A 14,965-nucleotide genomic window follows, 5' to 3' on the forward strand; every position below is an offset into this window, starting at 1 on the left:
TACATGGCTATTTGATGATCATAGACCCAGAAACGGACAATGTGGCGAAATAATCAGCGGGGAAATGATGGCGGGATCCGCCGCCTAGAGATGCACGTGCAGCCGCCTCGCCGCCTCGGAAATGGAACCGGTCAGCGACGGGTACACCGTGAACGTGTTCGCGAGATCGTCCACGTGGAGTTTCTGGCTCACCGCCAGCGCAACGGGGAAGATTAGTTCGGAAGCCCGCGGGGCCACCACCACTCCCCCGATGACCGTGCCGGAACCGCGCCGGGCAATGATTTTCACGAAGCCGTCGGAGACGTTCATCATCTTGGCCCGCGCGTTGGTGTTGAGCGAGAGTTTGATGATGTCGCCCTGGTACTTTCCGGCGGCGACTTCCTCCTCGGTCACCCCCACGGTGGCGATCTCCGGGCTGGTGAAGATATTGGACGCCACCTGCTTGAGCTTCAGCGGCTTGACGTAGTCGCCCAGCAGGTGGGCCACGGCGATGCGGCCTTGCATCGCGGCCACCGAGGCCAGAGCCAGCACGCCGGTGCAGTCGCCGGCAGCATAAATATTCGACGCGGTGGTGCGCGAGACGCCGTCCACCTTGATGTGCCCGCCCTCGGTCAGGGCCACCCCGGCTTCTTCGAGCCCGATGCCGGCGGTGTTGGGCACGCCGCCCACGGCCAGCAGGCAGTGCGAGCCCTCGACCACCCGGCCGTCGGCCAAGGTGACCAGCACGCCGTCGTCCGTTCGTTCCACGCTGGCGGCACGGGACTTGGACAGCACGGTCATCCCGCTGCGGGCGAAAACATCTTCGAGCACCTCGGCGGCGTCGGCGTCTTCGCCCGGCAGCACGCGGTCCCGCGAGGAAACCAGGGTGACCTTGGTGCCCAGCATGCGGTAGGCAGAGGCGAACTCGGCTCCCGTCACGCCCGAACCGACCACGATCAGGTGTTCTGGGATCTCGGTGAGGTTGTACACCTGCGTCCAGTTGAAGATGCGTTCGCCGTCCGGCTTGGCCGTGGACAGTTCGCGGGGGGTGGCGCCGGTGGCCACCAGGATGGCATCCGCTGTAATCGTCTCGGTCCCCGTCTCCGTCGACACGGCGATGGTGTTCGGGCCGGAGAGCTTGCCTTCGCCCAGGATGACGCGCACCCCGGCACGCTCCAACCCGTGGTGGATGTCCGCCGACTGGCTCTCGGCCAGCTTCAGCAGGCGGTCGTTGACCGTGCGCAGATCGGCGTAGGCGGCCTTGGAGTCCTCATCGAAGCGGACCCCGAGGTCATGGGCACTCGCTACCCGCCGCATGGCATCGGCGGTCGCGATCAGGGTCTTGGACGGCACCACGTCGGTCAGCACGGCCGAGCCGCCGAGGCCCTTCCGTTCGATGATGGTCACCTTGGCGCCGAGCGAGTTGGCCACCATGGCCGCCTCATACCCGCCGGGGCCCCCGCCCAGGATCGCCAGACGCGGGGCACTGAAATCTATTTGGCTAGTCACGGACTTCATTCTGTCGCATGCCCCGCAACGCCTCAACCTGCCGGCAGGCGTGAAGCAGGCGCCGGCGCCCCGCGCAGGGCTGCCGCCGGTACCCGCGCGGAGATCCCCAATGCCAGGAACGACGACGGCGCCGCCCGCCCGACGCTTTCGGCGGCAGTTCGGCAGCGGGTAGGTTAGGTCCTGTGACTACAGACCCCTTTGAACTGGCCGCCGAGGCAGCCGCTTTCCTCGCCCGTCAGACCGGTGTCGCCGCCCATGACGTCGCGCTGGTGCTCGGCTCCGGCTGGGGCGAGGCCGCCGACCTCGTCGGCGAGACGACCCACTCGATCCCGGCCACGGACATTCCCGGGTTCTCCGCCCCGGCAGTCGAAGGCCACGTCGGCACCATCCGCTCCGTCCGGACGCCCGACGGCAAGCGCGTGCTGGTGCTCGGTGCCCGCACCCACTACTACGAGGGCAAGGGCGTGCGCTCGGTCGTCCACGGCGTCCGGACTGCGGCGGCCGCCGGGTGCGGGACGCTGGTATTGACCAATGGCTGCGGCGGACTGAACCCGGCCTGGGCGCCGGGGACGCCGGTGCTGATCAGCGACCACATCAACCTCACCGCCGCCTCCCCGCTGGAAGGCGCAACCTTCGTTGACCTGACCGACCTCTATTCGGCACGGCTGCGCACCCTGGCGCGGGACGTGGATCCCAGCCTGGACGAAGGCGTGTACGCACAGTTCCCCGGCCCCCACTACGAGACTCCGGCCGAGGTGCAGTACGCCAAGCGGATCGGCGCCGACCTGGTCGGCATGTCCACGGCGTTGGAGGCCATCGCCGCGCGCCACGCCGGCATGGAGGTTTTCGGAATCTCGCTGGTGACCAACCTTGCGGCCGGCATCAGCGACGTTCCGCTCAGCCACGCCGAGGTCATCGAGGCGGGCCGGGCCGCGGGGCCGCGGATCTCGCGGCTGTTGGCCGGAATTGTCGCCAAGCTGTGAACGGGAGCGACATGACGGCAACGCCCCAGGAGCTGAAGGCGGCAGCCGAGGCCTGGCTGCAGGCCGATCCGGACGAGCAGACGCGCCGGGAATTGCAAGACCTGCTGGCAGCGGCCGAGGGCGGCGCGCCGGAAGCCGCCGCGGCACGGGCCGAACTTGCGGACAGGTTCTCCGGAACCTTGGCCTTCGGTACCGCCGGGCTGCGGGCCGCGCTCGGCGCCGGGCCCTTTCGGATGAACCGCGTGGTGGTGCGCCGGACGGCCGCCGGCCTTGCCCGCTTCCTGCTGGACACCGCCGCCGGCGCCTATGTGCCGCGCGCGGTGATCGGCTACGACGCACGCCGGAACTCGGATGTCTTCGCCTCCGAGTCCGCGGCCGTCTTCACCGCTGCCGGCATCGAGACGTTCCTCATGCCTTCCGCCCTGCCAACGCCGGTGCTGGCGTACGCCGTTCGGGCGCTGGGCTGCGAAGCGGGCGTGATGGTCACCGCCAGCCACAATCCCGCGCACGACAACGGGTACAAGGTCTACCTGGGCGGACGTGCCGTGGACGAAGGCGGCCGCGGAGCGCAAATTGTGGCACCCTACGACGCCGATATCGCCGCCCGCATTGACTACACCCCGCCCCTGGACTCCATCCCGCTCGCCGAGGAAGGCTGGAACGTCCTCCCGGAGGGCATCGCCGAAGACTACGTCGCCGCGGTCACCGCGCTGACCGACCCGCGGCTGTTCCCGCAGCGGGACCTGAGGATCGTGCTCACACCGATGCACGGCGTCGGCGGAGCGACCATGCGGGCGGTCTTTGAGCAGGCCGGATTCACCGACGTGACGCTGGTGGCCGCCCAAGCGGAGCCGGACCCCGACTTCCCGACCGTGGCCTTCCCCAACCCGGAGGAAGCCGGAGCGATCGACCTGGCCCTGGAGACGGCAGCGGAAATCGACGCGGACTTAGTTATTGCCAATGATCCCGACGCCGACCGCGCGGCGCTGGCTGCCAAGGATCCGTTGACCGGGGCGTGGAGGATGCTCCGCGGCGACGAGGCCGGTGCGCTGCTCGGCGCGCACATGGCGGCTCGTTTCGAAGGCCAGAACCGGCTGCGCGCGGACCAGGACGCCGCATCCGATCCGATCGATGCAGGTGCGGGCGAGAGCGCGGCTGCGTCCCGGGTCTTCGCCAACTCGATCGTCTCTTCCCGGCTACTGGGCAAGATCGCGGCCGACGCAGGGGTAGCCCACGTGGAGACACTGACCGGCTTCAAGTGGATTTCCCGCGTCCCCGGCCTGGCCTACGGGTATGAGGAGGCCTTGGGTTATTGCGTGGCACCGCACCTGGTCCGGGACAAGGACGGGATGTCCGCCGCCCTGCTGCTCGCCGAGCTCGCCGCCGACGTCAAAGCCGCGGGCCGGACGGTCTTCGACGTCCTCGATGACCTCTCGCTGAAGTACGGGCTCCACGCTACGGACCAGCTGAGCATCAGAGTGGACAACCTCGCCCTGATGGGAACGATGATGTACCGGCTCCGGGAGCGGCCGCCGTCGTCGCTGGCCGGCTCCCCGGTGGTGACGAGCACGGACTTGTCCCTCGGCAGCGAAGCGTTGCCGCCGACCGACGGACTGCTGTTTCTGGGCCAGGACGATACCCGCGTCATCGTGCGGCCGAGCGGTACGGAGCCCAAGCTCAAGTGCTATCTGGAGGTCATCCGGCCGGTTGCCGGCGTGGACCGGCTGGCGGAGGAACGCGCGGAAGCGGCCCGGCTGCTGGAGGCCATCAAAACCGACATCCGCACCAGCCTCGGCGTGCCCGGATAACCGCCACGGATCGCTGCCGCCCGAAGACCGCGGTGTTCACAAGGGAAAGTGCTCCCATCTCCAGGGCGGCCTAGCTGTGCGAGAACGGCCTTAACCGACGGGTCTGTGTCGACTTTTGGCCGCCCTGAAACCCGGCCCGGTTCATCGGCACGGATCCAGGCCCTCCCCCGGGCGCCCGGACTACCGACGCAGCCGGCAAGCCAGCGTTCCTTCCGTGGCGGTATCCACAACCGGCCATGAGCCGGGCGACGCTTTCATGCCGCTGGCCAAGACTGGTGCCATGGCTCGTGAAGTTCTCGACTCTCGACTGGCAGCGCTTTGGCCGCAGCAGTATGACGTCCTGACCGCCCAAGAACTCCGGCAGCACGGTGCCGGGGAGCGCTTGATCCGCGATGCTGTTCGTCACGGTGCATTGATCCGCATTCGGCATGGCGCGTATGTCCTGGGTTCGCGGTGGATGGCCAGCAGTTCCCGGCAACGGAATCTGCTCCGCATCCAGGCCCATTCCCTCGTGACCGGTCCCGCCGGCACCTACAGCCACGCCTCCGCTGCGCGCCTGCACGGGCTGCATGTTTGGGATGTTCCGGCAACTGTCCATCTCACCCAGCCATTCCCCACCACCCGGCACACCAGAAGCCCGGAAGTCAGCCCGCACCGCTCTGTCTTGCCGCCGGATGAAGTCACGATTCTGCGTGGTCCGCGCGGCGAGCCGGTGCCCGTCACCAGCTTGGAACGGACAGTTGTGGACTGTGCCAGGACCATGCAGCTTGACCGGGCTGTCATTATCGGCGATCACGCCCTCCGCTGCGGCGCGGTCCTCGGGCGGATTAACGAGATCCTCGATTCGATGCCGGGTTCACGGGGAGTGCGCCGCGCCAGAACTGCCGTCGCCTTGCTGGATGGTCGGGCCGAGTCACCGGGAGAAACCCGCACCAGGCTGTTGCTGGGCACGTTCGGTATTCCGATGCCCGTGCCGCAGGTAGAACTGACCACGAGGCTGGGCCAGCACCGCGTCGACTTCGCGTGGGAGGACATCATGCTGATTTTGGAATTCGATGGCAGGAGCAAATACTTCGACTACAGGCCGACGGGACAAGTGCTGCTCGAGGAACGACAGCGAGAGAACGCCTTATCGGAAATCCACTGGAACTTCATCCGTGTGGACTGGGCGCAGCTCAGCCGGCCTCACGAATTCCGGGGCAGGATCGTCGAGGCCATGGCACGCGCGGCCAGCAGAACCTCCGCGCTGAAAAATCGCCCCACGGCCGCCTGACGGGACACGCTCCCCACCGCCGCCCGCAATCGTTCGGCGGGCAGGCACCGCAGAGCGGAGCTTAAACCGGGCGGGCGCGGGCCTAACAAAAACCAGTGGCCGGGGCGCCGGCCGGCCCGGGCGCCCTCCGCGGGAAGGGCCGGGCCGGAGGGGGCACAACCTCCGCTGAATGATCACCTTCCGCACCTTTTCGACGCCGGTGCCATGTGGGACGATGCAGCCATGGGCATCGAAGAACAGCTGCCCCGTTCCGCAGGGGCGAGGCATCAAAGCCCTGACGAAGAGCCGGCGCACAAGGCCTCGGAGGAGCACATTCCGGCCGACGACCCCCGGGCCATCGCGCGCCGCCGGCAGGAGGCCGAGGAGAAGCTTGAGGAGCACCGCCGTGCGGCCGAGGAAGAGGGCCACTCCACTGGCGGCCCGCACTGACCCCTGCCCTGTCCGGGAACGCTCCCGGCGGCCGTGCAGGCCGGTGCGCCGGTCCTGTGGCCGCCTGACCGGTATGCAAGGATAGAAGTTCCTTCGAACCCCAGCAGATGAAAGGGATGGCCATGTCTGAAGACATCACATCCGGATCCGCTCCGAGCGCGACCTATCACGATCCGACGTCGATCGCTTCGGTCATCGACCACACGCTGCTGAAGCCGGAAGCTTCCCGCGAAGACATCCTCAAGGTCTGCCAGGAGGCGGTCGACTACCGCTTTGCCGCCGTGTGTGCGAATCCTGTTTGGACGGCATTGGTCCACAGCACGCTAAAGGGCTCCGGGGTCAAGACCTGCGCGGTCGTCGGTTTCCCGTTCGGCGCCACTCCCACCGATGTGAAGGTACACGAGGCCCGTGGCGCCACTTTGGACGGCGCCGACGAGATCGACATGGTGATCAATATCGCCGCGGCCCGGGCAAACGACCGCGCCGCGATCATCGATGACATCGCGGCGGTGGCCGAAGCCGTCCACGCCGGCGGCGCCATCCTCAAAGTCATCTTGGAAACCCATTTCCTGAGCGACGAGCAAAAGCGGATGGTCTGCGAAGCCGCCGCCGAGGCCGGGGCCGACTTCGTCAAGACGTCCACCGGTTTCAGCGGTGGCGGCGCCACGGTCGAGGACATCGCCCTGATGCGGGATGCGGTCGGGACGCGCCTGGGCGTGAAGGCCTCGGGCGGCGTGCGATCCGTCGATGACGCGCGCGCCATGCTCCGGGCCGGCGCAACACGAATTGGTGCCAGCTCATCAGTGGCTATTGTTAAAGGTGAGCAAGCCGCCGGCGGCTACTGACGCCGCATCGCACTATTGAGGAGAAACACCCCATGGCCCACCCCAAGCAGCGCACCCATTCGGGCGAGGGACACCTGGTCGGCAATCTGGTCACCTTCGCGGTCATCATGCTGATGTTCTTCGGTTCCTTGTACGCCTTCAGCCTGGAGCCGGTCATCGGCCCCATCCCGGCCTTCGCCATCGGGCTCGGCCTGTTCACGCTGGCGTTCTTCATTCCCAAGCAGTTCCTGGGCCGTTCCGACACGCACCACAACGCCTGACGTTTTTCGCGGGCTTTCGCGGGCGCTCAGCCAGGAGGCAGGCAGGTCCTGTTTCCCATGGCAGGGCGCCCTGCGTATTTAAGGGCGGAGCCGGTCCCGGGCCCGAACGGAACCGGCGCGCAGCGGACTGATCCGCCAACCCGTCTGCGCCACATCCAACCCGCACCGCTGCGACTTGCGTCACAGACCGCATAGTTCCACGGCGCGGGCCAACACGCGTGCCATACTGAACCAGTCATGGCCAGCCCGGCTCCGCAACGCAACCGACAACGAGGGCTGCCCGGAGTAAGGGGACCTTCGATCATGTCTGCCGCACCAAGCCCGTTGTTGTCCTGGCTGACCGGACGCCGTCAGTTCCATGAGCTGCCCCTGCGCGCACGCGTTTTCCTCAGCCATCTGCCGCTCTGCATTTCGGTGACGCTGACTGCGGTGATCGCCGCCGCATTCTTCCCCCAACTGCTGGGCAACGCGCAATTCACCGGCGGACTCATCGGCATTGCCGTGTTGTGGATCCTCGGCGCCGCCATCCCGTGGGACCGGCTGCCCTATCCGTCGTACTGGGTGATCCCGCTGCTGGATTTCGTCGCCATCGGGGCCCTTCACCAGGGCGCCGGGACAGAACTGGCCGGCGTGGCCCTGTTGGCGGTTTTCCCGGTGTTCTGGATGGCCTGGTCGGAGATCGCCCCCGCCGCCGCGCGCATCGTCAGCTTCGCCGCGCCGCTGCTTATCGTCTGGATTCCGGTGTTCACCGGCCCGGAGCCGGTAACTCCGCAAAACCTGGTTGGCCCGATCCTGATCCCCATCGTGACCCTGGGGGTCTCCATCACCGCGTCCGTTTTCTCCTTGAGCATGACGGCGCAGCAGCAAGCCTTGGCCGGCAAAGACCGCGAACTGCGGGCCTTGCTGGAAGAAAGCAAGGTCCATGTGCGGCGGCTGGACACCGTCCTGAACGCCGTCGCGGTGGGGGTGCTCGTCACCGATGCAGACGGCCGTGACATCCTGAGCAACGTGCAACAGGATCGGGACCGTTTGCTGGCCATGCCCCAAGGCATCGACAATCCGGACGAGGCCGATTTGCTGGTCTTCGAACCGGACCGGGTGACCCCGGTGGTCCCCGAAGACCGCCCCATTCGCCGTGCCATCCAGGGGGAGTCTTTTTCCGACCGGCTGGTGTGGATCGGCGACGGAGACAGGCAACGGGCCATGTTGTGCACGGCACGCCCCATGCAGAATGACCTCGGCCAGTTCGACGGCACCGTGATGGCCTTCAGCGACGTCACCGACCTGGTCAATGCGTTGACGGTGAAGGAAGAGTTCGTCGCCGGCGTCTCGCACGAGCTCCGCACTCCCCTGACCTCCATCATGGGCTACCTGGACCTCGCGCTCGAGGACGCCGACCAGCTGCCGCAACATGTCACCGCTTCCCTCGGCATCGCCATGCGCAACTCCGAACGCCTCCTGCAACTGGTGGAAGACCTGCTCGTCACCGCCTCCGGAACGCTGAGCATCGAGCCCCGCCGCACGGCGCTGGCCGACCTCGTCGCTACCAGCGTTGCGTCGGCCATGCCGCGGGCAGAACACGCGGGCGTGGAGTTGGTCATCGACGCCGTCGACGGGCTGGAAGCAGAGATGGATCCCAACAGGATGGGTCAGGTGCTGGACAATTTGCTCTCCAATGCCATCAAGTACTCCCCCGACGGCGGACGCGTCACGGTACGGACCCTGGCGGCCGACGGCGCCGTCCTCCTGGAGGTCAGCGACACCGGCATGGGCATGTCCGAAGCGGATCAGGCTGAAATCTTCACCAAGTTCTTCCGCACCAGTGCCGTCCGTCAAGCGGCCATTCCAGGGCTGGGGTTGGGGCTGGCCATCAGCAAGTCGATCGTAGAAGCCCACGGCGGCACGCTGACCTTCACGAGCGTCCTGGGAGCGGGCACGACCTTCAGCGTCGCGATTCCGCAGCGCAGCGAAGAGGGAGGCCGTCCGGAGACGGCCTCCCTGGGCCAACTGCTGCCGTAGGAGACAGCGCCGGTCCGGTGGGGTCAGCGAACGGCGTGCGGCCCCTTGAACGGCATCTTGGTGCTGCCCGTTCCCTTGCCCTTGGCCGTGCCGTTGACCGCTGAGGTCGTTTCGGCGAAGGTCAGCGTGGCATGCGCAATCGCATCAGCCATCTGATCGAGTACCACAAGGTCCACATTGGCAAGCGTGTCGCAGGCCTCGTGGTAGCAGGGATCGTAGGCCACGCCCGCGGTGCCGCCGTAGATTGCCGCCTGCTCTTCGGTCTTGATCTCCTCGGCGCCGGTGAACAGGCCGCCGGCGGGAATGCCGTTGTTGATGAAGCCGAAGTAGTCCGAGCGCCCGTCGAACGCCGTCGGTTCCGTGGCGAGTCCCTGCGAAGCGAAGTAGTCCTCGAAGACGCGCTCGATGGTATCCGAACCCTTCGGCCCGGTCAGCCCAAACGCGTCGCCGTCGCCGTCGTACACGAAGCGAACGGCATTGGGCGAACCGACCATGTCGAAATTCAGGTTGAGCGCATGCTGCTTGATCTCGCGCTTGCTCAACTGGGACACGTAGTAGTCGGAGCCGAGCAGCCCGTCCTCTTCACCGCCCCAGAATGCGAACCGCACCCGGTTTTCCGGGGCGTCACCCGATGCCGCCATCTGAAGCGCCGTTTCCAGGATCGCCGCGCTGCCGGAACCGTTGTCGTTGATGCCCGGACCCTCGGATACAGAATCCAGATGCGCACCGACGACGACGGTGCGGTCCGCGCGCCCGGCCGTGTCGGCGAGGATGTTGAACGTCTCCGTCACGACGATCTCGGCGTCCACCGCGATCCGCAGTTCCAGGCCGGCGGTCCCGGCGAGCTCGGCCCCCAGGTCGAAGCTGGTGCTGACGGCCGGGATGGCCTGCGGCGTCCCCAACGTGCCGCCGAACAGGTCCGTCCGGTCCGGTGTTCCTCCGTTGCCCTGATTGAAGATGACCACGCCGGCGGCGCCTGCTGCCGCGGCATTCGAGACCTTCGTGGCGAAATCGCACGTGCCGCGCTGGATCAAGGCGATGTTTCCGGCGGGGAAGCTTGCGAAGTCGGTCGCCTCGCAGCCGCTGGTGGATGCCCTGTCGCCTGCGAGGTTGATATCCACCGCGGTCACCGGTGCCGTGACGTCGCCGGAGGCGGAGTAATCCATGGCCAGAAACTCCTCCCCTGCCGTGTAGATCGTCGGCGTCGGGGCGACCTGCTCGAACTCTGCGCCGTGGAGCACGAACCGTTCATAGGAGAACGCCTGCCGAACGGGCGTGTACCCGGCGGCCGACAACTGGGCCTCGATGTATTGGGCCGATGCCTCGTAGCCCGGCGTGCCCGCAGCGCGGTTGCCGCCGTTGGCATTGGCCGCGTCCTGCAGAGCCTGCAAGTGGCTGACGATGTTCTCGACGGTGACCGCGTCCCGCAGGGTGCTGGTGTCTGTCCCGATAGCGGCTTGGGCGGGCAACCCGGTTCCGAACGCCAATGCGGTGGCGGCAGCGATGGCCGCACCCCGCCTGAAACTGTGGGTCTGCATGCTGGTTCCTCCATAAGGTGTGGATGCAAGAATCCCGCTGTCCCCGCAGCAGGATCCTGCCCGGAAGCTACCCCATGGCCCCGGAAAGCGACAGACCCAGCTCGTGACATCCCTCACAAACACCTGAAAGAACCATTTCAGCCTTGCAAGCGGCCGGTCTCGCGTCGCCGAGGCAGTGTCCCACACCGGCAGGCTGGAGCGGGCGGGCGGCCGGGCTTGGTGGCGCACCGGTACCATGGCATTCCGTCGCCCGCGCATCAGCGCGGCCGCCCACACCCGAGAGGAAGACCGATGCGGCTTGGCACGTCCCGGGAGCCGTCCCGCCTGCTGCATTTTTGGCTGTTGGCCGGCTATACCCTCCTGGTCGCCGTCGCAATGTTGTGGCCTACCCCGGTTGATGCCGGCGCGAACAGCACCCTCCAGGCAGTTCTCGCGGCTCTGCATGACGCAGGCGGGCCGCGCTGGGTCGACTACAACCTGGTCGAATCCGGGGCCAACGTCCTGATGTTCGTGCCGCTCGGTCTGCTGGCCGCCCTCCTGATGCCGACCGGTTGGCGCTGGTTGACCCCGGCCGGAGCCTTCCTCCTCTCCGGTGCCATGGAGTGGGCGCAACGAGAGTTCCTCCCCGGCCGCTATGCCTCGCTGCAGGATGTCTGGACGAACACCCTGGGCGCGGCACTCGGCACGGTGCTGGCCTATGCCTGGCTGGAATTCCGGCAAAACCGGCACCGGTAACGCGCTAAAGTCGAAGTAGTCTCTACTCAGGCACGCGTAAAGGACCACTATGCGAATCTCCGTCATCGGCTGCGGCTACTTGGGGGCCGTGCATGCCGCGGCCATGGCCAAACTCGGGCATGACGTGGTCGGTATTGACGTGGACGAACGCAAGGTCTCCGAACTCCAAGCCGGCCGCGCCCCGTTCTTCGAGCCCGGGCTGCCCGAACTGCTCGCTGAGGTTCAGCAGACCGGCCGGCTGACGTTCAGCACCGAGATGGCCGACGCGGCCGGAGCCGCGGTGCACTTCGTGTGCGTGGGCACACCGCAGCGCAAAGGCGAGAACGCCGCCGACCTGCGCTATGTCGATGCCGCCTTCACGTCCCTGGCCGCGCACCTGCGCCCGGACGACGTGGTCGTCGGCAAGTCGACCGTGCCGGTGGGAACGGCGTCACGGTTGGCAGAGGAAATCCGGGATATTGCCCCGGGGGCCATCCTGGCGTGGAACCCCGAGTTCCTGCGCGAAGGCCACGCCGTCAAGGACACGCTGACTCCGGACCGCTTTGTCTACGGTGTGCCTTCGGGTGCACCCGGTGAAGCCGCCACCGCGGCCATGGACCAGGTCTACGCGACGCCGCTGGCCGACGGGACTCCGCGGCTGGTGGTCGACTATGCCACCGCAGAGTTGGTCAAGGCCGCTGCAAACTCCTTCCTGGCCACCAAAATCTCCTTCATCAACGCGATGGCGGAAGTCTGCGAAGCCGCCGGCGCCGACGTCACCGCCCTGGCCGACGCGATCGGCATGGACGAGCGCATCGGGCGCAAATTCCTCAACGCCGGCGTCGGCTTCGGCGGCGGCTGCCTGCCCAAGGACATCCGGGCCTTCATGGCCCGGGCGGGCGAACTCGGCGCGGACCAGGCCCTGACATTTCTGCGTGAAGTGGATGCCATCAACATGCGCCGGCGCACGCGCGTGGTGGAACTGACGCGAGAGCTCTGCGGCGGGTCGCTGATCGGCAAACGCATCACCGTGCTCGGAGCCGCCTTCAAGCCGCAGTCCGACGACGTCCGTGATTCCCCCGCGCTATCGGTTGCCGCGCAACTGCAGCTGCAGGGTGCCACGGTAACCGTCACCGATCCGGAGGCGCTGGCCAACGCCAAGCAGCGTTTCCCGGAGCTCAGCTACGAACCGGATACCAAAACGGCCATCGCCCGTGCCCACGCGCTCGTGCTGCTGACGGAGTGGAACGAGTACCGCGAGCTGGACCCGGTCGCCGTCGGAAACCAAGTGGATGAAAAGAAAATCCTGGACGGACGCAACGTGCTGGACCCGGCAACGTGGCGCCAGGCCGGCTGGGCCTTCAAGGGCATCGGCCGCCCCTAGCGTTTTCCCAAGTCCGGCCTTCCAGAATGTGCCCGTACAGCCAGGTTGTGCGGGCCCATAGTCGTATCCGTTGACAGGGGCCCCGAACAGGAGCATCTTATGTAGATGGCCAGCGCGTGAAGCCGCCGACCCCGCATATCCACGGGTCCGTGCAGCCTTGGCCGATGGGGGGACGTTGCATGATGGCTCGGAGGGGTCTTGCCCTGGTTGCGGCCGCGCTCCTTGGTGTGTCCGGCGTGGGCCTGTCTGTCGCCCCGGCCGCAGCAGCACCCGATCCCGGCCGGCACGTCTTCGAACCCGGCTCCGCCACCCTGCATGACGAGTATTTCCCTGACGCCGGGAACGGCGGCTACCAGGTGTCCCACTATGGACTGGATCTGCTGTACGACCCGCCCACGGACCGGCTGGAGGGCACCGCCACGATCACGGCACAGGCCACGCAGAACCTTTCGGCGTTCAGCCTGGACCTGAATGGCCTGGCCGTCGACTCCGTCAGCGTCGACGGGCGGGACGCACGGTTTGCCCGGACCGGCACCAAGCTCGCCGTCACCCCCATCCGGGGTGTCCCGAACGGCGACCGCTTCACCGTGGTCGTGGCGTACTCCGGCACCCCCCGAACCCTCGCCCTCCCCGGTCCCGCCGGGTTCATCCATACCGACGACGGCGCCCTCGTCACCGGCCATCCGCTGAGTGCGCCAACTTGGTTTCCGGTGAACAACCATCCCAGCGACCGTGCCGGCTACACCTTCAGCATCTCGGTGCCCGACGGCTGGCAGGCGGTGGCCAACGGCTTGCCGGACGGCAGGGAGGCCGAGTCCGGCCGCACCGTCTACACCTGGAAGGCCCACGAGCCGCTGTCGCCGCATCTGGCGACCCTCGCCGTCGGGCACTTTGACGTGGCGGAGCGCACCAAGGGCGGCATCAGCTACGTGGACGCGATGGATCCGGTGTTGAAGGAGGCGGTGGTCCCGCGCAACGGCGACGGGCTTGCCTGGTCGCAGAGCGACAATGCCAGCTACAAGCGGCTCACCCGCACGGTCAGTGTCCCCACATCCGGCGGTGAACTCTCGTTCTGGATGCTGCGGGACACGGAGCCCGGTTGGGACTATGCCTTCGTGGAGGCGCGCACGCCCGGCGGCAGCGATTGGACCACGCTGAAGGATGCCACCGGACTCGCGAACGACGAAACGGGTAATTCCTGCCCGGCGTGGCATCACGTGCACCCCTTCCTGAAGCACTACCAGACGGACGACGGCGGCGGTTCCTGCACCGCAGAAGGCGCCACCGGTCAATGGTGGGCGGCCACCGGCGCCAGCGACGGCTGGGAGCACTGGGAGTTCGACCTGGCAGATTACGCCGGCCAGGATGTGGAGCTGTCCATCACCTACGCCAGCGACATCACGGGACAGAACGACGGGGTCTTCGTCGAAGACATCAAGGTGCCGGGCGGCGGAGGGTCCACGTCCTTCGACAGCGACGGCGACCGCTGGGACGGCTGGAAAGCGCAGCCTGCACCGGACGGCAGCCCGGAGAACGCGAACGGCTGGACGGCCGGGTCCGCTGCTCCGCCGTCGCAGGCGTACAGGATCCAGCAGTCGCTGGACAGGCAGCCGCAGATCATGCAGTTCCTGTCCACCGTGTTCGGCAAGTATCCGCTCAAGAGCGCCGGCGGCATCATTGACCGTGCCGAGGACCTTGGCTTCGCCGTTCAAATGCAGGGTCGGCCGGTCTACCCCGTGGACGGCTTCTACAGCGAGGCCAGCGGAAATGCCATGATCGCCCGGGAGTTGGCGCACCAGTGGACCGACGCGCAATTGCCTCCACCGCGGTGGCAGGACAGCTGGCTCAACCAAGGCCTTGCTACCTATGCCGAGTGGCTCTGGAACGAACAGCAAGGCCTGGGCAGCGCCGATGACACGTTCGATTTCTACGCCGGCATCCCGGCCGACGACGACTTCTGGCAGGTGCGGGTGTCGGATCCTGGCGTCGATCAACTTTTCGCCGGTAATGTCCAGACCCGGGCCGCCATGGCGCTGCATGCACTGCGGGAAACCGTGGGCGACAGAGACTTTTTCAGGCTCCTGAAGACCTGGGTCCGGAACGGATCGGGCAAGCCGGTCGATTTCGAAAAGCTGGCCGAGGATGTCACTGGCAAAGACCTCGCTGCACTCTTCAAGGCCTTTGTATCGACGGCTGGGAAACCAGGGGTTTTGTAGCGGCAAGG

Annotated in this window: 12 protein-coding genes; 10 read left to right on the forward strand and 2 right to left on the reverse strand. The window is 67.0% G+C overall.

Features of this window, described 5'->3' with window-relative positions; all coding sequences use genetic code 11:
- Positions 1-84 precede the first annotated feature (84 nt).
- The gene (locus AC5RTY_RS13445; RefSeq protein WP_494073647.1) at positions 85-1,488 is read right to left on the reverse strand and encodes an NAD(P)H-quinone dehydrogenase; all 1,404 of its coding nucleotides are present in this window, start codon (positions 1,486-1,488) and stop codon (positions 85-87) included.
- Between the two features lie 182 nt (positions 1,489-1,670).
- Here AC5RTY_RS13445 and AC5RTY_RS13450 point away from each other — a divergent pair, with 182 nt between their 5' ends.
- From AC5RTY_RS13450 to AC5RTY_RS13480, 7 genes are all read left to right on the forward strand, one after another.
- Positions 1,671-2,471 carry a purine-nucleoside phosphorylase gene (locus AC5RTY_RS13450; protein WP_494139664.1) on the forward strand — a complete coding sequence of 267 codons (801 nt, stop codon included), beginning with the start codon at positions 1,671-1,673 and terminating at the stop codon, positions 2,469-2,471.
- 11 nt (positions 2,472-2,482) lie between these two features.
- Positions 2,483-4,279 (forward strand): phospho-sugar mutase, encoded by a 1,797-nt coding sequence (locus AC5RTY_RS13455; RefSeq protein WP_494139665.1) that lies wholly within the window; start codon positions 2,483-2,485, stop codon positions 4,277-4,279.
- A gap of 214 nt (positions 4,280-4,493) precedes the next feature.
- Positions 4,494-5,552: a type IV toxin-antitoxin system AbiEi family antitoxin domain-containing protein gene (locus tag AC5RTY_RS13460; protein ID WP_494139666.1), complete on the forward strand. Its 1,059-nt coding sequence runs from the start codon at positions 4,494-4,496 to the stop codon at positions 5,550-5,552.
- Between the two features lie 222 nt (positions 5,553-5,774).
- The gene (locus AC5RTY_RS13465) at positions 5,775-5,981 is read left to right on the forward strand and encodes a hypothetical protein (RefSeq protein WP_494001345.1); all 207 of its coding nucleotides are present in this window, start codon (positions 5,775-5,777) and stop codon (positions 5,979-5,981) included.
- A 122-nt stretch (positions 5,982-6,103) separates the two neighbouring features.
- Entirely contained in the window at positions 6,104-6,826 is a 723-nt protein-coding gene (gene deoC / locus AC5RTY_RS13470; RefSeq protein ID WP_494023721.1) for a deoxyribose-phosphate aldolase, read from the forward strand.
- Positions 6,827-6,858: 32 nt separating this feature from the next.
- A complete protein-coding gene (locus AC5RTY_RS13475) occupies positions 6,859-7,086 on the forward strand; it encodes a hypothetical protein (protein ID WP_494001347.1) in 228 nt (75 codons plus the stop codon).
- A 303-nt stretch (positions 7,087-7,389) separates the two neighbouring features.
- Complete coding sequence (locus AC5RTY_RS13480) at positions 7,390-9,105, forward strand: sensor histidine kinase (protein WP_494139667.1); 1,716 nt, start codon at positions 7,390-7,392, stop codon at positions 9,103-9,105.
- Positions 9,106-9,128: 23 nt separating this feature from the next.
- Here AC5RTY_RS13480 and AC5RTY_RS13485 read toward each other — a convergent pair whose 3' ends face one another.
- Positions 9,129-10,643 carry a M20/M25/M40 family metallo-hydrolase gene (locus AC5RTY_RS13485; RefSeq protein WP_494014287.1) on the reverse strand — a complete coding sequence of 505 codons (1,515 nt, stop codon included), beginning with the start codon at positions 10,641-10,643 and terminating at the stop codon, positions 9,129-9,131.
- Between the two features lie 291 nt (positions 10,644-10,934).
- Between AC5RTY_RS13485 and AC5RTY_RS13490 the strand changes: the two genes are divergently transcribed.
- The 3 genes from AC5RTY_RS13490 to AC5RTY_RS13500 all read left to right on the forward strand — a co-directional run bounded on the left by AC5RTY_RS13490 (position 10,935) and on the right by AC5RTY_RS13500 (position 14,957).
- On the forward strand, positions 10,935-11,378 hold the full coding sequence (locus AC5RTY_RS13490; RefSeq protein WP_494026431.1) for a VanZ family protein: 444 nt from the start codon (positions 10,935-10,937) through the stop codon (positions 11,376-11,378).
- A gap of 49 nt (positions 11,379-11,427) precedes the next feature.
- A complete protein-coding gene (locus tag AC5RTY_RS13495) occupies positions 11,428-12,741 on the forward strand; it encodes a UDP-glucose dehydrogenase family protein (protein WP_494139668.1) in 1,314 nt (437 codons plus the stop codon).
- Positions 12,742-12,920: 179 nt separating this feature from the next.
- Complete coding sequence (locus AC5RTY_RS13500; RefSeq protein ID WP_494139669.1) at positions 12,921-14,957, forward strand: M1 family aminopeptidase; 2,037 nt, start codon at positions 12,921-12,923, stop codon at positions 14,955-14,957.
- The last annotated feature ends 8 nt before the right edge of the window (positions 14,958-14,965 follow it).

Source organism: Arthrobacter sp. Y3224055 (assembly GCF_059090825.1).

Excerpts from the sequence above, each read along its gene's own strand:
- AC5RTY_RS13455 (WP_494139665.1), top strand. The coding sequence starts at position 2,483 with ATGACGGCAACGCCCCAGGAGCTGAAGGCGGCAGCCGAGGCCTGGCTG.
- AC5RTY_RS13465 (WP_494001345.1), top strand. The coding sequence starts at position 5,775 with ATGGGCATCGAAGAACAGCTGCCCCGTTCCGCAGGGGCGAGGCATCAA.
- deoC (WP_494023721.1), top strand. The coding sequence starts at position 6,104 with ATGTCTGAAGACATCACATCCGGATCCGCTCCGAGCGCGACCTATCAC.
- AC5RTY_RS13475 (WP_494001347.1), top strand. The coding sequence starts at position 6,859 with ATGGCCCACCCCAAGCAGCGCACCCATTCGGGCGAGGGACACCTGGTC.
- AC5RTY_RS13480 (WP_494139667.1), top strand. The coding sequence starts at position 7,390 with ATGTCTGCCGCACCAAGCCCGTTGTTGTCCTGGCTGACCGGACGCCGT.
- AC5RTY_RS13485 (WP_494014287.1), bottom strand. The coding sequence starts at position 10,643 with ATGCAGACCCACAGTTTCAGGCGGGGTGCGGCCATCGCTGCCGCCACC.
- AC5RTY_RS13490 (WP_494026431.1), top strand. The coding sequence starts at position 10,935 with ATGCGGCTTGGCACGTCCCGGGAGCCGTCCCGCCTGCTGCATTTTTGG.
- AC5RTY_RS13495 (WP_494139668.1), top strand. The coding sequence starts at position 11,428 with ATGCGAATCTCCGTCATCGGCTGCGGCTACTTGGGGGCCGTGCATGCC.
- AC5RTY_RS13500 (WP_494139669.1), top strand. The coding sequence starts at position 12,921 with ATGATGGCTCGGAGGGGTCTTGCCCTGGTTGCGGCCGCGCTCCTTGGT.